The following is a 7,949-nucleotide window of genomic DNA, read 5'->3' as shown; positions in this document are numbered from 1 at the left end:
ACGAGGGTTACTACTGTAGCTGTTATGCTTGAGAGGGGGTCAAAGTAAAAGCCTGCTGAGAGCTGGTAGTCTTGAAGGGGTAGGAACTGGTAGAGTTTTACCTGTATTGGGCTATGGAGGGTTTTGGTGGCTGTGTAGAGGGAAAAGAGAAAGGAGAGGGCTCCTCCGAGGACTGCTATTACTCCGCTTGCCAAGTCCCCTATCTGTCTCCCAAATAACCCTATTACTATGAAGGCTAAGAGTGGCATCAGAACTATAAAGACTCCTTCCATTCCTCAATCCCTCAGGTGAACTATCTCCGATGAACCCTCATAGCCTTTCAGCCTGAATATGGAAACAACGAGACCAAGACCCACGGCTACCTCCGCGGCAGCCACCGTGAGTATAAAGAAAGCGAAAATCTGTCCATCCACCTTCCCAAGGTACTTGTCAACGGTAACGAGCGTAAGGTTAACGCCGTTGAGCATTATCTCCGTGCTAACGAGTATGGTTATAAGGTTCTTACGCGCCACGACACCGAGAAAGCCTATGAGAAAAACGAGCACGCTCAGAAGTATGTAAGCCTTTTCAATGCTCACTCTTCCTTCCTCCCGAGAAGTATCGCTCCTATCATCGCCACGAGAAGTATAACCGAAGCGACCTCAAAGGGAAAGAGGTAGGATGTGAAGAGGTTCCTTCCAACCTCCCTGACGTTGTCCTCCACAACGCCAACAGGCTGGGCGAGCCTTCCCTTGAGCACCATGTAGCCTATGAGAGAGAAGACGAGGACAACTATAGGTGCTCCTACCACAAGCTCCCTCTTGTAAACACCCTCAAACTTCTTCACCTTCTCCCAGGGTATGGTGGTTATCACGAGCACGTAGAAGACTACGATAGCCACGGCGTATATTATCAGCTGAAGACCCGCCAGGAGCTCAGCTCCGAGGGAGAGGAATATCCCAGCCATAGCGAGAACGCTTGATAGGAAGAAGAGGATTGAGTGGACCGGATTCCTGACGAGTATGGCACCGATGACCGAGACAAGGAGCCAGAAGCCGAGAACTCCGAGAACTATCCACTCCACTCTATCTTCCCCCAGAGTTTTTCCCTTTCGCTGTCGTTGGACCATATCCTGTCAGGCTCATCTCCACGCCTTCTCTTGAAGTCAACAGCAAACTCCTCAAGCCTGTCCATGTTGAGGACCTCGTTCCTTCGGGAGTAGCCTGCAAGCTCATAGAGGTCGGTCATCGTAAGACAGCCAACGGGACAGGCATCAACGCAGAGACCACAGAAGAGGCAGTTCAAGAGGTTCATATCAAACCTCGTCACCTTCTTGCTCCCGTCGGGCATCTGGACAGCCTCTATCCTGAAGAGTGTGGGCATCGGGCAGGCTGTCTGGCACATATAACAGGCAACGCACCTGCTTTTGCCCCTCTCGTAGCTCATGAACTTCTCAATAGCCTTGAGAGAGTCGGGCTCTGTGCCGTCCCAGACAAAGTGTCCGTGAGCACCCCTGAACCTCTTGGGTGGAGTGAGCTTCTCCTTGGGGTACTCGGTGGTTATGGGCTTCCTGAAGAGGTTTCTCAGGGTCACAGAAAGTCCCTTTATGAAATCAAGGAAGAATATAGCTTCTACAACATTCAGATAGTCTTTTCTGCTGAGCCTTTTGATCCTCATGAGCCACCTCCAATGACAAATAGCACCACAGCTGTGACCAGAACGTTAGCCAGGGCAACGGGAAGCATTATCTTCCAGGCTATCTCGGTTATGTCCTTAGCCTGAAAGCGTGGCAGGGTCCAGTGGAGCCAGAGGACAAAGAAAACCAGACCGAACATCTTTGCGAGGAACCAAAAGTATGGGGAGAAGGGACCGAGTATGTTTGGACCTGACCAGCCACCGAAGAAGAGAACTACCGCTATTGCCGAGAGAGCCATCGTGTTCAGGTACCACTCGGCGAGGGGAAGGGCTCCGAACCTCATCCCCCCATACTCAACGTTGTAGCCAGTAACGAGCTCAGCTTCCGCCTCCTGTATATCAAAGGGAACCCTTCCTGACTCTGCGAGCATGCAGAAGAGGTATAAGATGAAAGCCACGGGCTGGTAAAAGATAAACCAGACTCCCCTCTCTATCTGAGCCTCAACTATGCCCACAGTGCTGAGAGTGCCAGAAAGCAGAACCACACCCAAGACAGCGAAGCCGAGAACAACCTCGTAGGCTATTACCACAGCAGCCTTTCTGAGGGAGCCTATGAAGGCGTACTTGGAGTTGGAAGCCCATCCGGAGAATATAGTTCCGTAAACAGCCAGGGACCCCATCGCAAAGACAACGAGAAGCGCTATGTTGACGTCCGAGACTATGGGCTTTATCTGGTATCCAAAGAGCTCAAACTCAGGACCAAAGGGTATGACGGAGAAGAGAAGTATAGCGGGGGCAACAGCCATCATTATCGCGAGGTAGTAAACGGGAACATCCGCACCCTTGGGTATTATTGACTCCTTCGTCATGAGTTTAAGACCGTCAGCTAAGGGCTGGAGAAGTCCGAAGGGTCCCACAACCGTGGGTCCGAGACGAGCCTGTATGTGTCCGGCGAGCTTGCGCTCAAACCAGGTAAGGTAGGCTCCGACGCCTAAAGCCACCCCCAGAAGGACAGCTATCTTCAATAGAGTGATGACTAAAGAGACCACAAGCTCACCCATGGCAGCCTCCGATGATAACACCTAAGGGAGCTTTCAAGCCTTTAGGAGTTCCTATCCTTATATCACGATATCTTATGGGTATCCTCATCGGTCCGTCTCCCCCACAACAGGGTCAAGGCTACCGAGCAGAGCTATGGCATCCGCTATAGTCCTACCCTTGATGAGCTTTGGAAATATGGAGAGGTTGTAAAGAGCTCCAGACCTTATCCTGAGCCTGTAAGGCTTGCTACCACCCCTTGAGAGTATGTAAAAGCCGAGCTCACCCCTCGGGTTCTCCGCAGAAGAGTAAACCTCTCCCGGAGGAGCGCTCTCCCCGTGGACAACGACCCTGAAGGACTGAACCATGTCCTCAAGTGCCATGAAGACATCCTCCTTGGGAGGAATAACCGCCGGGTGCTCCTTGTTTATGTAAGGGGCGTCCTTTGGCATGCTCTCAAGCTTCCTAACACACTGCTCAATTATCCTTACGCTCTGAGCCATCTCCTCCATTCTGACGAGATACCTGTCGTAGACGTCTCCCACCTCTCCCACGGGGATATCAAACTCAACCTCGTCGTAGGCTGCGTAAGGCTCAAGCTTCCTAAGGTCGTAGGGGACTCCAGAGCCCCTCGCCACAGGACCGGAAAGCCCGTAGGCGTAAACATCCTCTCTGGTTATAATTCCAACGTCCTTGGTCCTCCTGAGCCATATCCTGTTGCGGGTAAGGAGCATGTGATACTCCTTGAGCTTCTGGGGAAAGTCCTTTATGAAAGCCTTCACAACGTCAAGGGTTCCTTGAGCAAGGTCGTAGTGAACCCCTCCAATCCTGAGGAAGGCGGTGGTGAGCCTGTAGCCCGCATTCCCCTCTATTATGTCCATTATCTTCTCACGTTCCCTGAAGGCGTAGAGGAAGACGGTCAGGGCTCCGAGGTCAAGGGCACCAGTCCCGAGCCACAGAAGGTGGGAGTTTATCCTCTGGAGCTCAGCGAACATAGTTCTTATGTACTTAGCCTTCTCGGGCACCTCTATCTTCAGGAGCTTCTCAACAGCGGTAACGTAGGAGAGCTCGTTGCATATGGCGGATATGTAGTCCATCCGGTCAGTGTAGGGAAGGAACTGAAAGTAGTAGAGGTTCTCCGCTATTTTCTCCATACCCCTGTGGAGCTGCCCAAGAATGACGTCGCTCTGCTCCACAAATTCACCCTCAAGGTCAAAGAGAAACCATATGGTCCCGTGGGTTCCGGGGTGCAGAGGTCCCCAGTTCAGAACCAGCTGAGCCTTCTTCTTTAGCCTCGCCTTTTCCGTCCTCTCAAGGTCCTCAAGGGTTGGCACCTTCGTGTGAAGGACCTCATAATCATGGGAGGGCGGCTCCGTCCTGCCGTGCATTACCTCTGTGAGAGACGGCAGTTCCTCCTCGGGTATACCCTCCATGGGGAAGTCCTTTCTAAGGGGGAAGTGCTCGTAGCCCTCCCACATGAACATCCTTCTGAGGTTGTCGTGACCAACGAACTCAACGCCGAACATATCGTAGGCTTCCCTCTCAGCCCACTTGGCACCGGGCCAGAGGTCGGACACTGTTGGAAGCCTGCCATCGCTCGCCCAGCCCTTTACTATGACCCTCTCGTTCTCATCGGGATTGTAGAGGATGTAAACTCCCTGAAACCTGCGGCTATCCTCGGGGAAGTCTATACAGGTCATATCAACGAAGTGGAGGAACCTCTCCCTCTCTTTGAGGTATCTGAGAAGCTCCTTGAGCTTGAGATTTGTTACCTCAAGGCTTACCGCGTTCTCACCGAAGGAGACCTTAACATCGTCCTTGAACTCCTGCTTTATCCTTTCCGTAGCAGCTCTGTTTATCCAGGGCATCCCTTACTCCTTAAACGGTCATCTCCTGAGGAACGAAGAGTCCTTCCTTCTCCACATCCTTCCTGAACTGCTCAAAGGCTCTGTCGTACTTCCTTACACCCTGCTCCTTTATCTTCTTCTGGAGCTGGAGTATCCCGTATATCAGCCCCTGAGGTGTGGGAGGGCATCCGGGAACATAAACGTCAACGGGTATTATCCTGTCTATGCCCTGAAGGGTTGAGTAGGTGGGGAAGGGTCCCCCTGCGGAGGCACACCCACCCATGGATATGCACCACTTCGGGTCTGGCATCTGGTCCCAGATGAGCTTCAGCATAGGGGCAACCTTGTTCACGACGGTTCCCGCAACTATCAACACATCCGCCTGTCTGGGCGATGCCCTGAAGATGACGCCGAGACGGTCAAGGTCAAACCTTGATGCAGCGGTATGCATCATCTCTATAGCACAGCAGGCGAGCCCAATGGTGACAGGCCAGAGAGCGTTACGCCTGCCCCATCTTAGGAGCTCGTCCACCGTTGTTGTTACAAAGCCGTTAGAGTTTATAGCAGCCATGACTTTACCTCCTTCAGGTTTGCCACCTGAGAGCACCCTTAGCCCAGGCGTAGAAGAAGCCAAGGGTAAGTATGAATATAAAGAGCGCAGCCTCTATCAAGCCGTAAAGACCTATCTCCTTGAACACCACAGCCCAAGGAAAAAGATAGGCAGCCTCTATGTCAAAAAGTATGAGCAAGAGCCCTAAAAGGTAGTAACCCTGCTTGAATGTTCCTCTCGCCTCGGGGTCGTAGAGCGGCACTCCGCACTCGTAGGGATAGTCTTCAAGTGGATCCTTCTTTCTCTCCCCAAGTATATCGTTGAGGAAGGCAAAGACAAGTCCAATGGTTACCGCTATGAGCGCGAAGACAAAAAGAGCCCCGTACTCTCCCATCTCTTCCTCCAAAAAGGTAGTCAAAAATATAACAGCGTTATCCTTTTACTGTCAAGCTCAAGAGAGAAGTCTCAGGCTACGGAGAACTCTTTGCTGAGAAACCTCTTCCATGTAGATGGCATCTCCTGGAGCTCCTCCTGAGCTATGCTTGCAACTCGATCCTCTATGCCCCTGATGTCCCTTGAGGTCCTTATCTTGACGTCACACACCTGGGGCTCGTTTATAGGCTTCCCTATCTGGGAAACTATGTAGCAGTATGCCTCCTCAACCTCCTCTATCTCTCTCACAACCCTGTCAGCAATTATGTTGGCGACAACGTTGTAAATCTTCCCTATGTGGGAGACGGGGTTCTTGCCTGCAGCAGCCTCAAGGCTCATCGGTCTGTAGGGAGTTATGAGTCCGTTGACCCTGTTCCCCCTTCCAACCTGCCCGTCGTCACCCTGCTCTGCGGAGGTTCCTGTAACGGTGATGTAAACTGAACCGCTCTCGGGGTCATCCGCCGTGTTTATGTGAACCTCAAGCTCCTTATCGGTCAGGGAGGAAATACGCTCAAAGACCTTTCTCCTCACATTCTCCCTCTTTTCAAGGTAATCCTTTATATCCTTTATGTACCTGCTGACGAAGGCGCAGGCAATGGTTATCCTGATGGTGTCCTTTATCCTCACACCCATTACCTTTATGTCCTCACCCACCTCTGGGTGCTGAGCCTTGAGCTCGGAAGAGTTGAGAAAGCGCTCCGTTTCAAAAACGACCCTCTCCAAGTCATCAAAGGGAGCGTAGCCGACACCGAAGGAAGTATCGTTGGCGAGGGGAACCTCATTCTTCTCCTGAAATCTGAGGAACAGGTCAACGAGGTCCCTGCTCCCCGGCTTTATCTTAGGCTGAATTATCGTATGCCTGTCGGGGTCAAGGTTCCTTATGTTCTCCTTTATCCAGCTCCTCGCAACCTCTATCGCTATCTCCTCAACGGGCAGGGGCTTTCCGTCTTTCTCGTCAAGAGCCCTCCCAACGAGGTATATCTCTATAGGTGATATGACTTCACCCCCTCCAAAAACAGGGTTCGCAACACCCCCAACGAGAAGCGCCTTATCAACGTTGTGATGCATTATCGCCCCAAACTCCTCCAGGTAGAGCTTTGAAAGGGCAACCGAGAGCTCCTCGGCTATAGAATCGCATATGGTATCTGGATGCCCTATGCCTTTCCTTTCAACTATCTCGGCATCCTGCCTGTAAACAGGCTCAAAGGTCATGGGCGTGACAACTATCCTTGCCAACGGACTACCTCCTGCAGGTTTAAGCTAAAAAATTATACCTTGAGGAGGGATACACCAGCCTCTATTAGGTTGTTGAGCTCCTCCTCTGAGGGAGCTTCAGCGTAAACCCTTATCAGAGGCTCCGTTCCTGAGGGTCTGAACAGGAGCCAGCTCTCATCGCCGAATATGAGCTTGAGTCCGTCTATTGTGAGAACCCTGACAACCTTCATGCCCTTTAGGGTTTCGGGTGGGTTGGCTATGAGCTCCCTAAGCTTGCCCTTTATTCTCTCATCGGCAGGAAAGTCAACCCTTCTGTAGTAGGCACTTCCAAACTCCTTGAAGATGTCCTCTATCACCCCTGAAAGGGGTCTATCCCAGAGCAATAGCCCTTCAAGTATCAGCAGAGCGGACATAAGACCATCCCTCTCCGGTAGGTAGGCTGGAACTCCGTAGCCACCGCTCTCCTCTCCTCCAAAGAGAACTTTTTCCTTCAGGATCAGCTCGTTTATGTTCTTGAAGCCGACGGGGACCTCCCTTAGCTCAATTCCCTCAGCTCGGCATATCCTGTCCGTAAGGTAGGTCGTTGAGACGGTCTTTACCACCATCCCCTCCCTCATACCCCTGTTCCTGATGAGGTGAAGCAGAAGCAGGACGTATATCAGCTGGGTGTTGACAAAGCTGCCTTTCTCATCAACAAGGGCTATCCTGTCGCCATCTCCATCGTTGGCTATACCTATGTTTGCTTTCGTGGCTCTTACCTTCTGCTTGAGGATACCAAGGTTCTTCTCAACGGGCTCGGGGGCGTGCCCCCCAAAGAGGGTATCTCTGTAACTTCTGAGCTGGATAACCTCCATCTTCGTATCCCTGAGGGCATCGGCAAGGAGCCCAGAGGAGGTTCCGTACATGGCATCGTGGACTATCCTGAGCTCCCTCTCCCTGAACAGCTCCAGACCTATCCACTCCCTTACACCTTTAAGGTACCCTCTCCTTATGTCTATCTCCGAAGGTTCAGATAACTTTGTGGGTCCTGGGTCTTCTTCGGGAAGGTTGTTTTCCACCTCTCTGACAAACTCAGGGGTTGCAGAGCCTCCAAAGCTCTCCTTTATCTTGTAGCCGTTGTAAGCGGGCGGGTTGTGGGATGCGGTTATCATCACCCCACCATCAAAACCCATGTACCTTACGGCGTAGGATACCATCGGTGTGGTGCATGCCCCTTTGCTCAGGCTTGTATCAAGACCTTCCCTCTTCAGAAC

General features: G+C 52.0%; 9 protein-coding genes and 1 pseudogene. All 10 read right to left on the bottom strand.

The annotated features are described in order from the left end of the window. Positions 1-272, bottom strand: a pseudogene (locus tag AC1HCM_RS07580) (NADH-quinone oxidoreductase subunit L); the annotation flags it as partial. Positions 273-275: 3 nt separating this feature from the next. After that, positions 276-578: an NADH-quinone oxidoreductase subunit NuoK gene (nuoK, locus tag AC1HCM_RS07575; RefSeq protein ID WP_479461163.1), complete on the bottom strand. Its 303-nt coding sequence runs from the start codon at positions 576-578 to the stop codon at positions 276-278. Further along, positions 575-1,063 carry an NADH-quinone oxidoreductase subunit J family protein gene (locus AC1HCM_RS07570; RefSeq protein ID WP_479461162.1) on the bottom strand — a complete coding sequence of 163 codons (489 nt, stop codon included), beginning with the start codon at positions 1,061-1,063 and terminating at the stop codon, positions 575-577. The genes nuoK and AC1HCM_RS07570 overlap by 4 nt, the downstream gene beginning before the upstream one ends. After that, positions 1,051-1,656 (bottom strand): NuoI/complex I 23 kDa subunit family protein, encoded by a 606-nt coding sequence (locus tag AC1HCM_RS07565; RefSeq protein ID WP_479461161.1) that lies wholly within the window; start codon positions 1,654-1,656, stop codon positions 1,051-1,053. The genes AC1HCM_RS07570 and AC1HCM_RS07565 overlap by 13 nt, the downstream gene beginning before the upstream one ends. Beyond that, positions 1,653-2,675, bottom strand: a complete 1,023-nt coding sequence (gene nuoH, locus AC1HCM_RS07560; RefSeq protein ID WP_479461160.1) for an NADH-quinone oxidoreductase subunit NuoH — start codon at positions 2,673-2,675, stop codon at positions 1,653-1,655. Before nuoH ends, AC1HCM_RS07565 begins: the two co-directional genes overlap by 4 nt. An 84-nt stretch (positions 2,676-2,759) precedes the next feature. Beyond that, positions 2,760-4,520, bottom strand: a complete 1,761-nt coding sequence (nuoD, locus tag AC1HCM_RS07555) for an NADH dehydrogenase (quinone) subunit D (RefSeq protein ID WP_479461159.1) — start codon at positions 4,518-4,520, stop codon at positions 2,760-2,762. 10 nt (positions 4,521-4,530) lie between these two features. Next, entirely contained in the window at positions 4,531-5,070 is a 540-nt protein-coding gene (gene nuoB / locus AC1HCM_RS07550) for an NADH-quinone oxidoreductase subunit NuoB (protein WP_479461158.1), read from the bottom strand. A 13-nt stretch (positions 5,071-5,083) separates the two neighbouring features. After that, entirely contained in the window at positions 5,084-5,443 is a 360-nt protein-coding gene (locus AC1HCM_RS07545) for an NADH-quinone oxidoreductase subunit A (protein WP_479461157.1), read from the bottom strand. Between the two features lie 71 nt (positions 5,444-5,514). Continuing rightward, positions 5,515-6,717 carry a methionine adenosyltransferase gene (locus AC1HCM_RS07540; protein WP_479461156.1) on the bottom strand — a complete coding sequence of 401 codons (1,203 nt, stop codon included), beginning with the start codon at positions 6,715-6,717 and terminating at the stop codon, positions 5,515-5,517. A 32-nt stretch (positions 6,718-6,749) separates the two neighbouring features. After that, the coding region (locus AC1HCM_RS07535; protein WP_479461155.1) for a phosphohexomutase domain-containing protein at positions 6,750-7,949 on the bottom strand (1,200 nt) is incomplete at its 5' end.

Source organism: Hydrogenivirga sp. (assembly GCF_056450045.1).
The sequence above is the reverse complement of the archived record's forward strand: the minus strand, read 5'-3'. Positions and strand labels throughout refer to the sequence as shown.